Here is a 15,653-nt window from a genome sequence, read left to right as displayed (position 1 = left end):
TCCTCCCTGGGGCCGGATCGACAGCCGGCCCGCCCGCCTGACCCCTCACGCCTGGAGCACCCGTGCACTCCTCCGCCACGCCCTCCCGGGTCGCCGCACCGGCTGCCCTGCGGGCCAAGGTCCCCGCCGTGACCGCGCTCTTCTGGGCGATCAAGGTGCTGACCACCGGGATGGGCGAGGCGGGCGCGGACTGGCTGGGCAGCGTGAGCATCGCACTCGCCGGTGCCGTGGGCGTCCTGGGCCTGGTGCTCGCGATGACCTGGCAGTTCCGGGCCGGCGAGTACGTCGCCGCCCGCTACTGGTCGGCGGTGGCAGCGGTGGCGGTCTTCGGCACGATGGTCGCCGACGGCCCGCACGAGGTCCTCGGCCTGTCCTACCTGGCGTCCACGCTGGCCTACGTCGTCCTGGTGGCCGGCTGCTTCCTGGTGTGGCACCGCAGCGAGGGGACGCTGTCGATCCACAGCATCACCACCCGCCGCCGCGAGGTCTTCTACTGGGTGACCGTCCTGGCCACCTTCGCCCTCGGCACCGCGCTCGGTGACCTGACCGCGACGGCGTGGCACCTCGGCTTCGCCGGCTCGGCGCTGCTGTTCGCCGCGCTGATCGCCGTCCCGGCGCTGGCCTGGGCCCGGTTCCGGCTCGAGCCGGTCGTGGCGTTCTGGTCCGCCTACGTGCTCACCCGCCCGCTGGGTGCCTCCGTCGCGGACTGGCTGGGCAAGCCGCACCACCCGGACGGCGGCCTGGGTCTGGGCGACGGCCTGGTCACCCTGGTGTCCGGGGCGCTCATCGTCGCGCTGGTCGCCTGGTGCGCAGTGACCCGGCGCGACGTGCAGCAGCCCACGGACGTCGCCCGGGTGGCCTCGTGAGCTGGTGGGAGGCGGTGGTCCTGGGCGTCGTGCAGGGGCTCACCGAGTTCCTGCCGATCTCCTCGAGCGCGCACCTGCGGATCGTCGGGGCCCTGTTCGGCTGGGACGACCCCGGCGCGGCCTTCACCGCCATCATCCAGATCGGCACGGAGCTCGCGGTGCTCCTCTACTTCGCCCGCGACATCGCCCGGATCATCGCCGCGTGGGCGTCGTCGCTGGTGCACCGCGAGCGCCGGTCGGAACCGGACGCCCGGATGGGCTGGCTGATCATCATCGGCAGCATCCCGATCATCGTGCTGGGCCTGGCCCTCCAGGACGCCATCGAGACCACGTTCCGCGACCTGCGGATCGTGGCGACGGCGCTCGTCGTGTTCTCCGTGGTGCTGTACGTCGCCGACCGGATCGGCTCGCAGCGGCGGCAGCTGGAGGACCTCACGGTCGGCCACGGGCTCGTCTTCGGCCTGGCGCAGGCCCTGGCCCTCGTCCCCGGGGTGTCCCGGTCGGGCGGCACCATCACTGCCGGCCGGTTCCTCGGCTACGAGCGCGCGGCCGCGGCCCGGTACTCGTTCCTGCTCGCGGTCCCGGCGGTCCTGGGCTCCGGCTGCTACCAGGCCTACCAGGCACTGAGCGGGCAGGTCGCCGGTCCGGCGGTGCAGTGGGGCCCCACGCTGCTGGCGAGCGTCATCTCCTTCGCCGTCGGGCTGGCCGTCATCTCCTGGCTGCTGCGGTACCTGTCCCGCGGGAGCTTCACCCCCTTCGTCGTCTACCGCATCGTCGTCGGCGTCCTGGTGCTCGTCCTCGTCGGCACCGGGGCGCTGCCCGCGACCTGACCGGGTCGGGCCACGACGTGGGCGTCGTGGGCCTCGCCGCGATCGGGACGCCGTGCTCCGCGAGGCGCTACCGTGCCGCCGTGCAACGGGAGCCGGCGCGGCTGGTGGCCGCAGCGGGACGGGTCCAGGCCGACCTGCGCCGGACGACCGACCACCCGTGGACCTGCACGATCGACGACGACTTGGTGCTCACGGTCTCCGACGGGGCCCGCTCCGAGCAGCTGGCCCTGGTGGCCGAGGTGGAGGACGAGGACTGGTACGCCCCGGCTGGGGCCACCCCCGGCGAGCTCGGCGCCGGGCTGGACGCCGACGCCGACGAGGTGGTCGGGACCGAGGTGGCCGAGGCACTACGGGCCCTGGGACTGACCTGGCCCGTCTGCGCCGACCACGCCCGCGTCCTCGGCAACTGCTCCGGCGCCTGGTACTGCCCGGGCGAGCCGCAGCACGACATCGCCGAGGCCGGCCGGCTGCCCGGCGGTGCGGCCGGTGCCCGGCCGGTACCTGACTCAGCCGGGCGGACGCTCGGCTGACCGCAGGTTCGCGACGAGCTGCTCGCGGCTCTGCCCGTCGACGTGGTGGCGCCACATCGGCGTCCCGGGAGCGCTGCGCCAGGACTCGCTCAGCGGGCTGTTGTCGACCGCGTCGAACCCGAGGTCGTCGTAGTAGCGGGTCACGAGCTCGACGGCGTCCGGGTGGTCGCTGGAGACGACCAGCGCCCTCCGGTCGGGTGCGCCGGCCGGGCGGGCCAGCCGGACCAGGGCGGGCAACGCGTCCTCCGGGGTCCGGATCGTCGAGCGCTCGTGGAACTGCACGTGGGTGAACGCCTTGACGACCTTCGAGGTGGGCAGCTGCTCCTGGCGCAGCTCGTGGACCGTCTTCAGCCCCGCCTCGACCTCGGGGAGGACGCCGTCCCGCCACACCATGTGGTTGTTGTTGTCGATCACCACCTTCCCGGCCAGCTCTGCGACCGGCAGCCGGTCGCCGGGCGCGTAGGGGAACGCGGTGACCGCGAAGTCGGCCGCCGCAGCGGCGTCCACCGCGGACGCCGCGCGTGTCCGCGGGCCCAGCCGGGCGACGAGCCCGGCCAGCGTCTCCGGTCCCCGGGAGTTGGCGAGGACGACGTCGTAGCCGGCCGCGATCGAGACCCGGGCCAGCGTGCTCCCGGCCTGGCCGGCGCCGAGGATGCCGATGACGGTCACGAGTGCTCCTGTCGGTGGGCGGACGCGCCACGCGAACCTAGGTCGCCCCGCGACGGCGGACGAGGGTCCTGTCACACCCCCGTCTCCGCGGGACCGGGGCAGGTGGGAGCCCGCTGCAGTGGGTAGGCGCAGGGCATGTGCACCCCGAACCCCTCCCCCGCCGGACACACCCCCGAGGGCGGGGTGCTCGTGGGCAGCGACAACGCCCGCCGGAAGCTCGTCGTCTTCGAGGACGCGCAGTGCCCGTACTGCCGCCAGTTCGAGGACGCCACCGGTGACCTGCTCCGGCGCGAGGTGTCCTCCGGCTCGGTCTCCGTCGAGTACCGGATGCGCAGCTTCCTCGGCCCGGAGTCCGTGCGCGCCGCCAACGCCCTGGCCCTGGCCGCCGAGGCAGGGCACTTCGACCAGCTGCGGCGTGAGCTCTTCGCCCACCAGCCGGCCGAGCAGACCGGCGGGTTCACCGCCGACGAGCTCGTCGAGCTCGGTCGCAATGCCGGACTGACCAGTCCCGAGTACGTCGCGGGGGTGCGCGAGGGCCGGTACGCCGACTGGGTCGTCGCGCAGGAGGAGGCGTTCCTGGCGCAGGACCCCGACGGCACCCCGCAGGCACTGCTGGACGGCGAGTGGGTGGACGCGCAGGTCCTCTACGACCCCGAGGCGCTGGGCGCACTGGTCCGCGGCTGACCCGCGGCGGCCGGTTGACGCGCGGTCAGCCAGCCTCGGCCGGCCGGGGGTGCTCGGTCAGGAACCGCCCGGCCCGCCGGGCGTTCCGCTCCACCTGCCCGAGCAGGACGGCGTACAGGACGACGAGCGCCCCGGCGAGCACCGAGCGCCAGAGGCTCGGGGAGGCGATGGCCTGCCCGAGCTGCAGCAGGAGCAGGCCCACCAGCAGGAGCAGCTGAGCTCGCTGCACGACCAGCCGCCGCGCGACGTCCCGGGCCAACGGCAGCCGCCGCGGGTCCATCGGCACTCGACCCTGCACCTGGCGCAGGAGGGTCGTGCGCTGCGTGCGGGTGAGCACTGCCCCCGGGATGGACCAACGGTCCCTCCGGAACATGCCGGCCCGCCACATCACCACGATGCCCACGATCTCCACGAGGGCGCCGACCCCCTGGACGACCATCCCGCTCACCACCTGCCAGACCGGCGGGTCGAGGTCGTCGGCGTTCCCGCCCGAGCCGGACACCAGCACGGACACCAGCACGCCGACGGCGATCCCCACCATGAGCACGCCAGCGATCCCCGTCCAGACCAGACGCCGGGGCCGGCGCAGCCGCTGGTCTGCCTCACGCGTGGGCTGCTGGTCGAGGACCGACTGGGCCTGCGCCCACCGCTCGTCGTCCTGGGCCCCTGCCAGTTCGCCCCCGCGACCGGTGTCCACGAGCGCAGCATGACAGGACGCGCAGGTCAGCGACGGGACCCGGCGTCCAGGCAACTGCCAGCGCGTGCAGGCAACTCCCAACCGGCGCACAGCCCTCGCTGGGTCAGCGGCGGTCAACTCGTCTCATGAACGACGAGACGACCCCGGTCACCGCCACGCCCGTCCCCGCGACCACCACCGAGCCCACCTCGCGGCGGCGGCGCGGCCTCCGGTTCCTGGCGACCGGCGCGGTCGGTGCGATGGGCGTCGCCGCGGGAGTGGTGATCGGCGTCCAGACCGGTGGCGGCACGACGGCGCCGGCGGTCACCCCGGCAGCAGCCACCGAGCCGGCGGTCACCTTCGGCCGCGGGTACGGCGCACGCGGTGGTCTCGCGACCCCGCCCGGCTACGGCAGCAGCAGCTCGACGGCGGTCGCCGCCGGCACCGCGACCGCGGACCAGGTGGTCGGCGTCGTCGACATCGTCAGCCAGCTCGGGTACTCCGGCGGCGAGTCGGCGGGCACCGGCATGGTGCTGACCGCCGACGGCGAGGTGCTCACCAACAACCACGTGGTCGAGGGCGCCACGTCCATCACCGTCACCGTGCTGTCGACCGGCGCGCAGTACACGGCCACCGTCGTCGGCACCGCCCCGACCGCCGACGTCGCCGTCCTCCGGCTCACCGACGCCTCGGGCCTGACCACCGTGCGGACCGACTCCGACGGCGTCACGGCCGGCGAGGCGGTGACCGCCGTCGGCAACGCCGGTGGCGACCCGACCTCGACCAGCGCCGCCCCCGGCACGGTCACCGCACTCGACCAGTCGATCACCGCGGCGAGCGAGTCCGGGTCGGACCGCGAGCGGCTCACCGGGCTGATCGAGACCGACGCCGACGTCCAGGCCGGCGACTCCGGTGGCCCGCTGTTCGACGCCGACGGCGAGGTCGTCGGGATGGACACCGCGGCCTCCAGCGGCGGCGCCGTCCAGGCCTACGCCATCCCGATCGCCACCGCGCTGGGCGTCGTCGAGCAGATCGAGGGCGGCGTCGACAGCGCGACCGTGCACCAGGGGCTGCCGGCGTTCCTCGGCGTCTCGGTGGCCGACGGCACCGGCGGCGCCACGATCGCCGGGGTGGTCACCGACGGCCCGGCCGACCGGGCCGGACTCACCGCCGGCGACGTCGTCACCTCGGTCGGTGGGACGGCGGTCGACAGCGCCGACGCCCTCACCACCGCCCTGGCTGGGCAGCAGCCCGGCGCCGACGTCCGCGTGACCTGGACCGACACCACCGGGACGTCGCACACCGCGACGGCCACCCTCGTCGCCGGGCCCGCCGACTGACCAGCGGCCGCCGGGTGTGCGCTGGCGGTCGCCTCCCCGCTCCGGAGACGACCGTCAGCGCACACCCGCGCGCTCAGCCGCGAGGCGGTTCCGGGTGCGCGTGCACGAACCGCCGCACCCGCCGCAGCTCGACGGCCGTCCGGCCGAGCAGGACCAGCCACACGACGAGAGTGCCCACCCCGAACCAGTGGAGGAACGCATCGCGAGCGTGGAGGTCGCCCATCCGCCCCTGCTGCACACCGAATGCCAGCAGGACGAGGGGCACCTGCCTCATCTGCTGCCACGCCCACTCCCGCACGAGCGGCACGTGCGCCGGATCGACCGGGACACGACCGCGCAGCTGCCGGGCCACGTGTCGGCGTTGAGCCCGGGTCAGCTCCTTCTGCACGTCCTGCCATGAGTTGTGCAGCGTGCCGCCGCTCCAGGCGAGCACCGCGCCGGCCAGGCACAGCACCACCAGCGAGACGGCGGCCACCCCGGCGAGCGTCTGGCGCCAGGACGGTCCGCCACCCAGCAGTTGGAGCACCAGCAGCACGGAGCTGAGCACCGTCAGGACGCCGACCACCGTCGACAGCCAGGTCAGCTGACGCGGGCCGCGGCGGACGCCCTCCTCCGTGCGGGGTGCACGGCGGGCCACCTGGGCCAGCGCCGCGCTCCAGCGCTCGTCGTCCGAGGGCGTGGTGTCGGCCACGCGTGCGCGGAGGTCCACGCGGTGCAGCATCGCACCGCCGGCACAGGCCCGCGGGTGTGCGCCGACGGTCGTCTCCGCGCTCGGGAGACGACCGTCAGCGCACGACGGTGGGGTCAGCGGCGGCGCAGCGAGGCGTCGGTGAGCGACGGGGGCTGGTAGCCGGCGTCGTCGGCCCGGATGTTCGTGCCCGGCGGGACGATCGCGTCGATCGCGTCGAGCACCTCGGTGCTGAGGACGACGTCGGCGGCGGGCAGCTGGGTGGTCAGCTGGTCCATGGTGCGCGGGCCGATGATCGCCGAGGTGACGCCCGGGTGGTTCATCACGAACGCGATCGCCAGCTCGACCAGCGTCATGCCGTTGTCCTCGGCCAGGGTGGCCAGGGCGTCGGCGGCGTCCAGCTTGCGCTGGTTGACCGGGTCGGAGAGGTCGTAGCGGCCGGCCATCCGGGCCGAGCGGCTGCTCTCCGGGGCGTCGGCGCCCTTGCGCCACTTGCCCGACAGCCAGCCCCCGGCCAGCGGGCTCCACGGGAGCACGCCCATGCCGTACTGCTGGGCGACCGGCAGGATCTCGGTCTCGATGCCGCGCACCAGCAGGGAGTACGGCGGCTGCTCGGTGACGAACCGGCCGCTGTGCCGCTTCTCGGCCGCCCACTGGGCCTGCACGATCTCCGACGCCGGGAAGGTCGAGGAGCCGAAGTAGCGGATCTTGCCCGCGCGCTGCAGGTCGGTCAGCGCGTCGAGGGTCTCCTCGATGTCGGTGTCCGGGGAGGGGCGGTGGATCTGGTAGAGGTCGATCCAGTCGGTCTGCAGCCGGCGCAGGCTGTCCTCGACCTCGCGGACCAGCCAGCGGCGGCTGTTGCCCTGGTGGTTGGGGTCCTCGCCCATCACGCCGTGGGCCTTGGTGGCCAGCACGACGTCGTCCCGCCGGCCGAGCAGGGCCTTGCCGATGATCTCCTCGGACTCCCCGCGGGCGTAGACGTCGGCGGTGTCGACGAAGTTGATCCCGCCGTCGAGGGCGGTGTGGACGATCCGGATCGAGTCCTCGTGATCGGTGTTGCCCCAGGCGCCGAACATCATCGCGCCGAGGCAGAGCGGGCTGACCTTGACGCCGGTACGACCGAGCGTGCGCATCTCCATGCGCTGTCACTTACCGCGACCACCCCCGCCGAACCGCGTTCGACGGGGATGGTTGCAGACCGAGATCAACGCTTGTCGGGGTGGACCCAACCGATCGCCGGTGCGACCTCCTTGGTGACGATCTCCAGCAGCCGGGCGTTGTAGTCGACGCCGAGCATGTTGGGGATGGTCAGCAGGAGGGTGTCGGCCTCGCGCACGGCCATGTCCTTGGACAGCTGCTCGGCCAGCTCATCGGGCTCACCGGCGTAGCTCTTGCCGAACCGCGACCGGACGCCGCCGAGGATGCCGACCTGGTCCTCGCTCCCCCGGTCGGCACCGAAGTAGGCGCGGTCCTCGTCGGTGGTGATCGGCATGACCGACCGGCTCACCGACACCCGCGGCTCGTGGGTCCAGCCGGCCTCGTCCCAGGCGGCGCGGTACAGGGCGATCTGCTCGGCCTGCAGCTCGTCGAAGGGCACCCCGGTGTCCTCGGACAGCAGCGTGGAGCTCATCAGGTTCATGCCCTGCTGGGCGGTCCACACGGCGGTGCTGCGGGTGCCCGAGCCCCACCAGATCCGCTCACGCAGACCCGGCGACTGCGGCTGGACGGCGAGCCGCGCGCTCCCGCGGGTCATCCGCGGGTCGGCGTCGACGACCGTCGCACCGCTGATCGCGGCCAGGAACAGCCCGGTCTTCTCCCGCGCCAGCTGGCCGTCGTCGGTGCCGTCGGCGGGCACGTAGCCGAACGCCTCGGAGCCGCGCAGCGCCGTCTCGGGTGACCCCCGGCTCACGCCGAGCTGGAGCCGCCCGGCGCTGATCAGGTCGGCCGCGGCCGCCTCCTCAGCCATGTACAGCGGGTTCTCGTAGCGCATGTCGATGACGCCGGTGCCGATCTCGATACGCCGGGTGCGCGCACCGATCGCGGCGAGCAGCGGGAACGGCGAGGACAGCTGGCGGGCGAAGTGGTGCACCCGTACGTAGGCGCCGTCGACGCCCAGCTCCTCGGCGGCCTCGGCCAGCTCGATCGTCTGCAGCATCGTGTCCGCCGCGGTGCGCACCTGGGAACCCGGGATGGGCTGCCAGTGCCCGAAGTTCAGGAACCCGATCTTCTTGTCCACTGCACTCACCTCTCGTTGTCCTTGCCTGCGCAAGCACCCGCGCAGGCAAGAGTGTTCCCGCTCCCGGGGATCACATCGGGGAGTCCGCGCGTTGGCCCGGACGTGTCGGGCGGCACACCCGCCGCCCGCCGACCCCAGGAGGACCCATGCGCGCCACCGTGAACGGCACCGTCGTCGCCGAGGCGACCGAGGACGAGCTGGTGAAGATCGAGGGCAACTGGTACTTCCCGCCGTCGGCCCTCACCCCGGGCACGTTCACCGAGAGCGCGACGCCCTACACCTGCCCGTGGAAGGGCGCGGCCCAGTACTGGGACGTCGTGACCCCCGACGGCACCACGAAGGACGGCGCCTGGAGCTACCCGGACCTGAAGCCGTCCGCAGTGGAGCGGGTCGGCCGCGACTTCGCCGGCTACGTGGCCTTCTCCCCCGGGGTCACCGTCTCCTGACCCCCGTCCGGCAGGCCGGCGGCGCCCGCCGCCGGCCTCCCGGGGAGTGCACCGTGGGACGCAACGGGCACCGTGTGACCCGAGGGACGACTTCTCACCCGACGTGACGGCACGAACACATGGGCGCGGGCCAGGTTGCGCGGCTGGGACGCCGTCATGGGCGAGGCTGTCGAGGTGACCACCTCTGTTCCCGAGTCGCCGCGGGCGGCCGCGCCCGACGGCACGGCCGGGCAGCGGCTGCGCGCGGCCGACGTCCTGCTGGCCGACCGGGGACAGCTCTTCCGGGCGCTGTTCCTCTCCGCGCCGGTCGCCCAGGCCGTCGTCGACGCCGGCGGCCGGCTGCTCGTCGTGAACCCCGCCCTGTGCGAGCTCACCGGCCGCACCTCCGGCGAGCTCGTCGGCCGGCACCTGGACCTGCTCACCCACCCCGACGACGTCCCGCTGGGCGACCTGGCCGCCGAGCACGTGCTGGGCACCACGCTGCTGGACCCGCAGCTGCAGGTCCTCGGCGAGCGCCGGCTGCAGCGCGCCGACGGCGAGAGCCTGTGGGTCGAGCAGAGCCGCGAGCTCATCCACCGCAGCAACGGCGACCTGCACTTCGTCGTCCTGTCCCTGGTCGACGTGACCGACCGCCGCCGGGCCGAGGACGACCTGGTGCGCCGCGCCTTCATCGACCCGCTCACCGGCCTGCCCAACCGCCGCGCGCTCACCGAGCGGCTGCAGCACGCCCTCGCCGTCTCCGGACGCCGCGAGACCCAGGTCGGCCTGCTCCACCTGGACATCGACCGGTTCACCGCGGTCAACGACTCCCTCGGCCACGAGGGCGGGGACCAGCTGCTGTGCCAGGTCGCCGACCGGCTGCGCTGGAGCACCCGCGTCGAGGACACCGCCGTGCGCTTCGGTGCCGACGAGTTCCTCGTGCTCGCCGAGGACGTCGAGGACGTCGAGGCGCTGCGCACCCTGGCCGACCGCCTGCTCAGCGTGCTCGACGAGCCCTTCCACGTGCAGGGCCGGGAGATCACCCTGTCCGCCAGCGTCGGCATGACCCTGGGCTCGGACATCTCCCCCGAGGCGCTGCTGCGCCAGGCGCACGGCGCGCTCGCCCGGGCCAAGGCCAGCGGTGGCCGGGGCCGGATCGAGCTGCACGACGGCGACCTGACCGAGGGCTACGTCGACCAGCTGCAGCTGGAGACCGACCTGCGCCACGCGCTGGAGTCCGGCGAGCTGCGGCTGTTCTACCAACCGATCGTCGCGCTGTCCGACGAGCACCTGCTGGGCTACGAGGCGCTCATCCGCTGGCAGCACCCCACCCGCGGGCTGCTCCCGCCCGCGGCGTTCCTCTCCGCGGCCGAGGACAACCGGCTCACCTCCCGGCTGGGCGCCTGGGTGCTCCACCAGGCCTGCTGGGACGCCGCCGGCTGGGACCCCGAGCTGCGCGTGCACGTCAACATCTCCGCCCGGCACCTGGCCGAGGCGGGCTTCGTGGAGCTGGTCGCCGACGCGCTGGCCCAGTCCGGCCTGGCGCCGGAGCGGCTGGAGCTGGAGATCACCGAGTCGACGGCGCTGTTCGCCGCCGACGCCACGCTGCACGCGGTCGACTCGGTCACCGAGACCGGCGTGACGCTGGCGCTGGACGACTTCGGCACCGGTTACTCCGCGATCACCGCGCTGCACCGGCTGCCGATCCACACGCTGAAGATCGACCGCTCCTTCGTCGCCGACGTCGTCGGGCAGCCGGCGACCGCGGCGCTGGTGCAGGGGCTGCTGCAGCTGGGCGCCGGCATGGGCCTGCAGGTCATCGCCGAGGGCATCGAGGACGGCGAGCAGGCCAAGTGGCTGCTCGAGCACGGCTGCTCGATGGCCCAGGGCTACGCCTTCGGCCGCCCGGCACCGCTGCCGGCCCGCGAGCTGGAGGACCTGGACGCCCCGCCGGACCTCAGCCAGCTCACCGGTCCGCCCACCGGCCCGACGCCCACGGGCCTGCCCGGCTCGCTGGCCTTCGACGCGCCGTTCGCGCTGCCGGCCGACGTCCTCAGCGACGTCGACGAGCTGGACGACGACGAGCTGGACGACGCAGCGCTGGGTGGCGGCGAGGACGGCGAGCAGGCCGGTTCCCGCTGGACCCCGGAGCCGGCGCGGGGCACGGCGGCCGTCCCGGAGCTGGACGCCTTCGCACTGCCGGGCACCGGGGTCTTCCCCGCCCCGGCTGCCGAGCCCGAGCCGGAGCCGGAGCCGGAGCCCGCCGTGGACGGCGACTTCGACCCCTCGGTGATCCGGCCCTCGCGCGCCTTCCTGGAGCTGCGCGAGCTGCTGGCCGCCAACGGCGTCGCCGACCCGTTCGTGCCCGAGCCGCGGGAGGCCGCCGAGATCGGCGACCTGCGCGACCTCGGCGCCGACGCCACCGACCTGTCCGGGCTGCGCCCGTGGCTGGAGTCCTTCACCCAGCGCCTCGGCCCGCCCGCGACCGGTGACCTCCCGGAGGTCGGCCGCACCTGAGGCCCGGGTGGACCGGCCGGCGACGCCGGCCGGTCCGTTCAGCCGACGCGTGCGGCGGGGGCGTGCACGGGCTGCAGGTCGGGCCGCTTCGGCGTCCGGCCGTCCCCGGAGGAGCGTCCGCGCAGCCGCCGGCCGATCCACGGCACCACGAAGCCGCGCACCCAGGCGGCCTCCTGTGCCAGCACCTCGCGGGTCGGCCGCGGCGGGGCCGGTTCCAGCGGCGTCCGCCAGTCGGTGCCGTCCCCGTCGACCGGCACGCCCAGTGCCGCGGCGGCCGCCAGCGCGGTGCGCCGGTGTCCCTCGACGGTGAGGTGGATGCGGTCGCCCTGGTCCCACATCCGGGCGTCCTGGACCCACGCCGCGCCCCACTGGTCGAGCACCACGGCGCCCTGCCGGGCGGCGATCGACCACAGGTGGGAGTTGAACACCGCGACCCGGCCGCGGGTGCGCCGGATGATCGGGGTCTGCCGCGGGTCGACGCCGGTGGCCAGCAGGACGTCGGCCCCGGCCTCCCGGAAGCGCACCACCGCCGCCTCGAGGTCCGCGGCCAGCCGGTCGGGGTCCGCGCCCGGCCGCAGCAGGTCGTTGCCGCCGGCGACCAGGCTCACCAGGTCCGGCTGCGCGGCCAGCGCGACGGGCACCTGCTCGGCGAGCACCTGGGGCAGCAGCCGGCCGCGGATCGCCAGGTTGGCGTACTCGACCGTGCCCGTGGGCGCGGCGGCGGCGAGGTGCTCGGCCAGCCGGTCGGCCCAGCCGCGGAAGGCGTCGGGGCCGCCCGGGTCGGGGTCGCTCAACCCCTCGGTGAAGGAGTCCCCCAGCGCGATGTAGCGCTGCCACGTCCGACGGTCGCTGCCCGGCTGCACGCCCCTACTGCACCACGACCCGGACGGCGGCACACGACGTGGGGTCGGAGGCGGGTGGCCGAACGCACAACGCAGCCGTCTCCTGCCCGACACATCCGGCAGTGAGGATCTGGGGTCATGCGCACCGACGTGGCCTGCACCCTCACCGTCTCCTCCCCCGCGCCGGCGACCGCGCTGCTGCAGGTCGCCGTGGCCGCGCCGCTGACCGAGCAGCTGACCGTGCTCGGCGGCGGCTCCCCGGTGCCGGTCGAGGAGATCGCCGTCCCCGGGGCGCGGGTGCACCGGCTGCAGGTGCCGGCCGGGGAGACGGTGGTCGCCTACACCGCGCAGGTGGAGTCCGCGGGCAGCCCGCGGGAGGTCACGCCGGCCGAGTGGGCGGAGTTCGTGCGGCCCAGCCGGTACTGCCCCTCGGACCAGCTGGAGGGCTACGCCGGCACCGAGTTCGACCGGTCGCTGCCACGCGCCGAACTGGTCGCCTCCGTCGCCGCCTGGGTCGCGCGGCGGCTGAGCTACGTCTCCGGCTCCAGCCGCTCGGTCGACACCGCGGTCGACACCCTGCTGCTGGGCCGGGGCGTGTGCCGCGACTACGCGCACCTGACCATCACGATGCTCCGGGCGCTGGAGGTGCCCGCCCGACTGGTCGCCGTCTACGCCCCGGGGCTGTCCCCGATGGACTTCCACGCCGTGGTCGAGGCCGACGTCGACGGCGTCTGGCGGACCGTGGACGCGACCCGGCTGGCCCCCACGTCGGCGCTGGTGCGCATCTGCTCGGGCCGCGACGCCGCCGACACCGCGTTCCTGTCGCTGTTCGGCGGGCAGGCCGTGCTGGTCGGGATGACCGTCACCGCCACCGTCGACGGCGACCTCCCCGCCCCCGACGACGAGCCCTTCCCGCTGCCGTAGCGGCCGCTCGCCGCCCGGTCAGTCGCGCCGGGACGGCGGCGTGGAGGGGGTGCTGCCCGGGGGCGTGACCCCGCCGGGCTGGCGGCGGCGCAGCTCGTCGGGCAGCAGCTCGGCCAGCTCCTCGGGCAGCAGCGGCAGGTCCAGCAGCGAGAGCTTGACCCGGCTGCGGTCGGCGGCCAGCCAGTCGTCGAGCCGGACCAGCAGCCCGGCGTCGGCGCGGGCGGAGACGTGCAGCTCGTCGCCGGGACCCAGCCGGCCGACCACCAGCCCGTCGACCTCGACGGCCGGCCGCCCGGCGTCCTCCGGCAGCGTCAGGTGCAGCGGCTCGTGCGGACCCAGCACCAGCGTGCGGTCGATGCCGTTCAGCGGTGCCGAGGGGGTGACCAGCACGCCCTCGGCACCCGGGGACATGACCGGCCCGCCCGCGGCGTAGTTGTAGGCCGTCGAGCCCATGGGGGTGGAGATGATCAGCGCGTCGCAGCGGTAGTGCCCGTACCGGCGGCCGGCCACCGACAGGGTGGCGTCGACCATCCCCTCCCCCGGCACCCGGGCGACCACGACGTCGTTGAAGGCCACGGTCTCCCAGCCCGGGCCGCGCACGACCAGGCAGCTGCGCGACTCCAGGGTCGAGCGGCCCTCGGCCATCGCGGTGAGCGCGCCCTCGAGCTCGCGCCCCTCCACCTCGGTGAGGAAGCCGAGCCGGCCGAAGTTGACGCCCAGCACCGGGACGGGGTCGTCGACCACCAGGCGCATCGCGCCGAGCAGCGTGCCGTCACCGCCCAGGGCGATGATGCCGTCGCAGCTGGTCGCCAGCTCGGTGAGGTCGACCGGGGTGACCCCCTGCAGCTGCAGCCTGGCCACGTCCTCGGTGCTGGCGACCAGCTCGACGCCGTGCGCCGTCGTCCAGGCGGTCACCTGGTCGACGGCGCCGGCGCAGTCCCGGAAGGGGTGCAGCACGAGCCCGATGCGGCTCCCACCGTGCACGCCTCAGCCCCGGTAGGTCTCGAGCAGGCGCAGCCAGATCTCGCTGATCGTCGGGTAGGACGGCACCGCGTGCCACAGCCGGGCGATCGGCACCTCACCGACCACCGCGATGGTCGCCGAGTGCAGCAGCTCCGCCACGCCCGCGCCGACGAAGGTGACGCCGAGCAGCACCTCGCGCTCGGTGTCGACGACGGCGATCGCGGTGCCGGTGTAGCCGTCGGCGTGCACGGCGGCACCCGCGACGCTGCCGATCGGGTACTCCACGACCCGGTGCGGCAGGCCCGCCTTGTCCGCCTCGGCGGCGGTCATGCCGACGGCGGCGACCTGCGGGTCGGTGAAGACGACGCTGGGGGTGGCCCGCCGGTCGGCGGTGGCCACGAACGGCGACCAGTCGGACAGGTCGACCTGCTCGCCGCGGGCCCGGGCGACGATCGCGGCACCCGCCTGGCGGGCCTGGTACTTGCCCATGTGGGTCAGCTGCTGGCGGCCGTTGACGTCGCCCACGCCGTAGAGCCACGGCGTGCCGGGCACCTGCAGCGACTCGTCGACGTCCAGGTACCCCTTGGGCTCCAGGCCCACGGTCTCCAGCCCGATCTCGTCGGTGTTGGCCGCACGGCCGACGGCGACCAGCACCTCGTCGCCGCGGAACTCCCCGTCGGAGCTGGTGAGCACGACCTCGCCGCCCTCACGCCGCACCGACTGCACCTCCACGCCGAGGTGGACGTCGACGCCCAGGTCGCGCAGCGAGGCCTCGACGGCGTCCCCGGCGGCGGGCTCCAGGTGCGGCAGCAGCCGCTCGTTGTGCTGGAAGAGGGTCACCGCCGAGCCCAGCTGCTGCCAAGCGGTGGACATCTCGCAGCCCACGTAGCCGCCACCGATGACCAGCAGCCGGCCGGGCACCTCCTTCGCGCTGGTGGACTCCCGCGGGGTCCACGGCGTGACGTCGGCCAGCCCGTCGACCGGCGGGACGGCGGCGCGCGAGCCGGTGCACACGGCCACCGCGTGGCGGGCGGTGAGCACCACCTCGGTGCCGTCGGGCTGGGTCACGACGACCCGCTTCTCGCCGTCCAGGCGGCCCTTGCCGCGCACCAGCGCGATGTTGCTCTTCTCGACCCACTCGACCTGGCTGGCGTCGTCCCAATTGCTGGTGAAGGAGTCGCGGCGGGCCAGCGTCGCAGCGACGTCCTGCTCGCCGGTCACCGCGGCTGCCGCGCCGGAGACGGCGCGGGCGGCGCTGAGCACCTCGCTGCCGCGCAGCAGCGTCTTGCTGGGCATGCACGCCCAGTACGAGCACTCCCCGCCGACCAGTTCGCTCTCCACGAGGACGGCGGTCAGCCCGCCCCGCACGGCGATGTCGGCGACGTTCTCCCCCGTCGACCCCGCTCCGATGACGATGACGTCGTAGCTCTGCTCACCAGTGGTCACGACTGCATTGTGGTCGA

General features: G+C 74.5%; 16 protein-coding genes. 8 read left to right on the top strand and 8 right to left on the bottom strand.

Translation table 11 applies throughout. The features are described from left to right. Positions 1-62: 62 nt before the first annotated feature. The 3 genes from KUM42_RS16780 (at position 63) to KUM42_RS16770 (ending at position 2,226) form a co-directional block, all read left to right on the top strand. Positions 63-866, top strand: coding sequence for a hypothetical protein (locus KUM42_RS16780; RefSeq protein ID WP_237493671.1), 804 nt, complete (start codon positions 63-65; stop codon positions 864-866). Then, entirely contained in the window at positions 863-1,696 is an 834-nt protein-coding gene (locus KUM42_RS16775) for an undecaprenyl-diphosphate phosphatase (protein WP_237493670.1), read from the top strand. The genes KUM42_RS16780 and KUM42_RS16775 overlap by 4 nt, the downstream gene beginning before the upstream one ends. A gap of 80 nt (positions 1,697-1,776) precedes the next feature. Beyond that, the gene (locus tag KUM42_RS16770) at positions 1,777-2,226 is read left to right on the top strand and encodes a hypothetical protein (RefSeq protein ID WP_237493669.1); all 450 of its coding nucleotides are present in this window, start codon (positions 1,777-1,779) and stop codon (positions 2,224-2,226) included. Here KUM42_RS16770 and KUM42_RS16765 read toward each other — a convergent pair. Next, a complete protein-coding gene (locus KUM42_RS16765; protein ID WP_237493668.1) occupies positions 2,203-2,895 on the bottom strand; it encodes an NADPH-dependent F420 reductase in 693 nt (230 codons plus the stop codon). The two genes, KUM42_RS16770 and KUM42_RS16765, sit on opposite strands and share 24 nt — an antisense overlap. A gap of 135 nt (positions 2,896-3,030) precedes the next feature. On the opposite strand from KUM42_RS16765, the gene KUM42_RS16760 reads away from it, so the two are divergent. Next, positions 3,031-3,579, top strand: a complete 549-nt coding sequence (locus tag KUM42_RS16760) for a thioredoxin domain-containing protein (RefSeq protein ID WP_237493667.1) — start codon at positions 3,031-3,033, stop codon at positions 3,577-3,579. 25 nt (positions 3,580-3,604) lie between these two features. Here KUM42_RS16760 and KUM42_RS16755 read toward each other — a convergent pair whose 3' ends face one another. Beyond that, positions 3,605-4,276: a hypothetical protein gene (locus KUM42_RS16755; RefSeq protein ID WP_237493666.1), complete on the bottom strand. Its 672-nt coding sequence runs from the start codon at positions 4,274-4,276 to the stop codon at positions 3,605-3,607. 125 nt (positions 4,277-4,401) lie between these two features. Between KUM42_RS16755 and KUM42_RS16750 the strand changes: the two genes are divergently transcribed. Then, a complete protein-coding gene (locus KUM42_RS16750; RefSeq protein WP_237493665.1) occupies positions 4,402-5,595 on the top strand; it encodes a S1C family serine protease in 1,194 nt (397 codons plus the stop codon). 73 nt (positions 5,596-5,668) lie between these two features. On the opposite strand, the gene KUM42_RS16745 is transcribed toward KUM42_RS16750, so the two are convergent. The 3 genes from KUM42_RS16745 to KUM42_RS16735 all read right to left on the bottom strand — a co-directional run bounded on the left by KUM42_RS16745 (position 5,669) and on the right by KUM42_RS16735 (position 8,528). Continuing rightward, a complete protein-coding gene (locus tag KUM42_RS16745) occupies positions 5,669-6,304 on the bottom strand; it encodes a hypothetical protein (protein ID WP_237493664.1) in 636 nt (211 codons plus the stop codon). Positions 6,305-6,399: 95 nt separating this feature from the next. Then, on the bottom strand, positions 6,400-7,422 hold the full coding sequence (locus tag KUM42_RS16740) for an aldo/keto reductase (RefSeq protein ID WP_237493663.1): 1,023 nt from the start codon (positions 7,420-7,422) through the stop codon (positions 6,400-6,402). Positions 7,423-7,487: 65 nt separating this feature from the next. Continuing rightward, positions 7,488-8,528, bottom strand: a complete 1,041-nt coding sequence (locus tag KUM42_RS16735) for an LLM class flavin-dependent oxidoreductase (RefSeq protein WP_237493662.1) — start codon at positions 8,526-8,528, stop codon at positions 7,488-7,490. Between the two features lie 137 nt (positions 8,529-8,665). Between KUM42_RS16735 and KUM42_RS16730 the strand changes: the two genes are divergently transcribed. Both KUM42_RS16730 and KUM42_RS16725 read left to right on the top strand, forming a co-directional pair. Then, positions 8,666-8,965: a DUF427 domain-containing protein gene (locus KUM42_RS16730; protein WP_237493661.1), complete on the top strand. Its 300-nt coding sequence runs from the start codon at positions 8,666-8,668 to the stop codon at positions 8,963-8,965. A gap of 156 nt (positions 8,966-9,121) precedes the next feature. Further along, positions 9,122-11,461 carry a bifunctional diguanylate cyclase/phosphodiesterase gene (locus KUM42_RS16725; protein ID WP_237493660.1) on the top strand — a complete coding sequence of 780 codons (2,340 nt, stop codon included), beginning with the start codon at positions 9,122-9,124 and terminating at the stop codon, positions 11,459-11,461. 38 nt (positions 11,462-11,499) lie between these two features. Here KUM42_RS16725 and KUM42_RS16720 read toward each other — a convergent pair whose 3' ends face one another. Then, positions 11,500-12,324: an SGNH/GDSL hydrolase family protein gene (locus KUM42_RS16720; RefSeq protein WP_237493659.1), complete on the bottom strand. Its 825-nt coding sequence runs from the start codon at positions 12,322-12,324 to the stop codon at positions 11,500-11,502. Between the two features lie 117 nt (positions 12,325-12,441). On the opposite strand from KUM42_RS16720, the gene KUM42_RS16715 reads away from it, so the two are divergent. After that, the gene (locus tag KUM42_RS16715; RefSeq protein ID WP_237493658.1) at positions 12,442-13,227 is read left to right on the top strand and encodes a transglutaminase family protein; all 786 of its coding nucleotides are present in this window, start codon (positions 12,442-12,444) and stop codon (positions 13,225-13,227) included. Between the two features lie 18 nt (positions 13,228-13,245). Here KUM42_RS16715 and KUM42_RS16710 read toward each other — a convergent pair whose 3' ends face one another. Continuing rightward, the gene (locus KUM42_RS16710) at positions 13,246-14,184 is read right to left on the bottom strand and encodes an NAD(+)/NADH kinase (protein WP_237493657.1); all 939 of its coding nucleotides are present in this window, start codon (positions 14,182-14,184) and stop codon (positions 13,246-13,248) included. A gap of 30 nt (positions 14,185-14,214) precedes the next feature. After that, a complete protein-coding gene (locus tag KUM42_RS16705; protein ID WP_237493656.1) occupies positions 14,215-15,636 on the bottom strand; it encodes an NAD(P)/FAD-dependent oxidoreductase in 1,422 nt (473 codons plus the stop codon). Positions 15,637-15,653: the final 17 nt, after the last annotated feature.

Source organism: Modestobacter sp. L9-4 (assembly GCF_019112525.1).
Taxonomy (GTDB): Bacteria; Actinomycetota; Actinomycetes; order Mycobacteriales; family Geodermatophilaceae; genus Modestobacter.
The sequence above is the reverse complement of the archived record's forward strand: the minus strand, read 5'-3'. Positions and strand labels throughout refer to the sequence as shown.

What these genes read in the sequence shown, in the direction of transcription:
- KUM42_RS16750 (WP_237493665.1), top strand. Translation starts at nt 4,402, where the DNA reads ATGAACGACGAGACGACCCCGGTCACCGCCACGCCCGTCCCCGCGACC.
- KUM42_RS16715 (WP_237493658.1), top strand. Translation starts at nt 12,442, where the DNA reads ATGCGCACCGACGTGGCCTGCACCCTCACCGTCTCCTCCCCCGCGCCG.
- KUM42_RS16740 (WP_237493663.1), bottom strand. Translation starts at nt 7,422, where the DNA reads ATGGAGATGCGCACGCTCGGTCGTACCGGCGTCAAGGTCAGCCCGCTC.
- KUM42_RS16730 (WP_237493661.1), top strand. Translation starts at nt 8,666, where the DNA reads ATGCGCGCCACCGTGAACGGCACCGTCGTCGCCGAGGCGACCGAGGAC.
- KUM42_RS16725 (WP_237493660.1), top strand. Translation starts at nt 9,122, where the DNA reads ATGGGCGAGGCTGTCGAGGTGACCACCTCTGTTCCCGAGTCGCCGCGG.
- KUM42_RS16760 (WP_237493667.1), top strand. Translation starts at nt 3,031, where the DNA reads ATGTGCACCCCGAACCCCTCCCCCGCCGGACACACCCCCGAGGGCGGG.